Here is a 553-nt window from a genome sequence, read left to right as displayed (position 1 = left end):
CCTCGGTGATGCCGGTGCCGTGTTCGATGCAGTCGATACCGGCCTTGATCAGTCCGGGCAGCGCGTCCTCCCCGAACACGTGCGCGGTGACGCGGGCGCCGTTGGCGTGCGCCGCCGCGATCGCCTCGACCAGCACATCGTCGGACCACAGCGGGGCCAGGTCGCCGGCGCCGCGGTCGATCCAGTCGCCGACCAGCTTCACCCAGCCGTCACCGAACCGCGCCTGCGCAGCGACGTACTCCGGTAGCTGCGATTCGTCCTCGATGTCGATCGGCAGGCCCGGCATGTAGCGCTTGTGCCGGGCCAGGTGCCGGCCGGCCCGGATGATGCGGGGCAGATCGTCGCGGTCGTCGAGGCTGCGGGTATCCACCGGCGAACCGGCGTCGCGCAGCAGCAGCGCGCCGGCGTCGCGTTCGATCTCGGCCTGCAGCAGCGCGCCGGCGTCGCGTTCGATCTCGGCCTGCCCGATCGCCTCGTCGAAACTCGTCGCGCCGGCGGGGCCGAGCCCGACGTGACAGTGCGCGTCGACCAGGCCGGGGATGATCCAGCCGCC

Annotated in this window: 1 protein-coding gene; it reads right to left on the bottom strand. The window is 72.5% G+C overall.

What is annotated here, in order from left to right; all coding sequences use genetic code 11:
* Nucleotides 1–553, bottom strand: a 553-nt coding sequence (locus H7I41_RS04575) for an amidohydrolase family protein (protein WP_505011357.1), incomplete at both ends; no start/stop codon positions are given.

This window comes from [Mycobacterium] manitobense (assembly GCF_025821665.1).
GTDB classification, from domain to species: Bacteria; Actinomycetota; Actinomycetes; order Mycobacteriales; family Mycobacteriaceae; genus Mycobacterium; species Mycobacterium arseniciresistens.
This window is presented reverse-complemented; position numbering and strand designations above follow the sequence as displayed.